Genomic DNA, 1558 nt, shown 5'->3' with positions numbered 1-1558 from the left:
TGAGATTGGGGTTTGGAAGGCAGGTGAGTCCGAGCTACAGCACGGCCCATCGAAAGATGGCCAAGGGTGCACACGGACCTCACCTGCCGATCCCAGAATAGCAGATTTCGCTAAGACAAGGATGCACTGATGCAGAGCGAAGTGCATCTTTTGTCTTAGCGGCTCCTGCAAATGTCGTCCCGGGCGACGTGACACGTAGGGTGGGCCTTGGCCCACCAATTGGTTTGATTTCGGTCGGAAAGACGATCTGGTGGGCCAAGGCCCACCCTACGGCTGCATATTCTGTAGCTCCGTAGGGGGCATTAGGCCGAAGGACGTAATGCACCGCAATCGGTAACACCTCATGCACTTCGGCGGATTGTGGCTCTGCCCGATTATCGCAGCTGAAACGACCTTCACATCTTGCGTCTTCCCAGAGGAGGCTTTGGGGGGCAGTATTGGACATGCAAAAAAACTCCGATCCCGACAAATCCAGCTCATTTCCCGCTGACAGACTGTTTAATATGCTGGCGCGCGCCCCATACATGTCGCTCGGAGTGTTGTGGGAAGAGGCGGTTGATCGCGTTGACGCTGATCCGAGCGGTGCACTCATCGCCGCTCGTCGTTTGCTTGAAGCCGCTTGCCGGCAGGTCCTGGATCGAACGAGCAATGACATCTCGCCCTCTGCAGATTTAGCGACCTTGTATAACCATGCTTCCCAGGCACTTTCGGTCGCTTCATCTCAACAAACTCAGCAGACCTATAAAGCGTTGTTTGGTGCAATTTACACGATTGTTCAAAGTGTTGGAGAGCTGGGTAGCGCATCTGGAGATGCGCATGGAAAGCCGTCACACGCCTATGTATCGTCAATTTCAGAAGCGGAACTGGCGTTGAACCTTACCGGGACGGTTTGCATTTTCTTGTTATCGGCGCTCGAGTCGTATCTGACCTTAAATGAACGCATAGGATCGGATGGCCACGTTTTTCTCCGCTTTGACAAAACGGGCGTATGGCGCATTTTCGATCATTCTCGCAATTCGCCCAAATCGCTGCCTTTTTACGAGATCGATACCGGTCCGGCTTTGTGGCTCGTTGGCGATAAGGGCATTTATCTGATGAGCAACGGAAATCCGCGCCCCGGCTTCGATGGTTTAAACATTCCGCAGGGACGAGAACAGGAAATAAGAAGCCTGACGGTCCATGCGAACGGATGTGATCCGGAAATTGTTGACTTTGAACTTTGGTGGAAAGTTCATTGTGCCATCAATGATGGAAGTGATTTTTGCTATCCGCTGGAATGCGGCTTGTTCGAAGACGTGCTAGAACATTCTGACACGGAAATTGTCATCGTCGTCGGTGAGGACGACATCGCAATACACTCGGATCGGGAGTTCCGCGCAACATTTGGCGATCCCGCGCTTTCCTGATTGAAAACAGCAAACACGACGTGACACGTAGCAACTGTTAGCACGGAAGTGGTTTGAACCGGTAGTTTCGATCCTCTTTGACCATGCTGTTGAGCCGGGTGAGCAGGCGTCTGGCGAGGGCGATGATGACCACTTTGAACGGTTTCCCGGCT

At 52.9% G+C, this 1558-nt stretch carries 1 protein-coding gene; it reads left to right on the top strand.

All coding sequences use genetic code 11. The features are described 5' to 3' along the window. Window positions 1–443 precede the first annotated feature (443 nt). The gene (locus ACFQDM_RS13730) at window positions 444–1406 is read left to right on the top strand and encodes an abortive infection family protein (RefSeq protein WP_377379951.1); all 963 of its coding nucleotides are present in this window, start codon (window positions 444–446) and stop codon (window positions 1404–1406) included. Window positions 1407–1558: the final 152 nt, after the last annotated feature.

Origin of the sequence: Ponticaulis profundi, from assembly GCF_042659465.1 — a bacterium.
In the GTDB taxonomy this organism is placed as follows: Bacteria; Pseudomonadota; Alphaproteobacteria; order Caulobacterales; family Hyphomonadaceae; genus Ponticaulis; species Ponticaulis profundi.
Note: the sequence above shows the minus strand (reverse complement) of the source record. Positions and strands in the feature narration are given on the sequence as shown.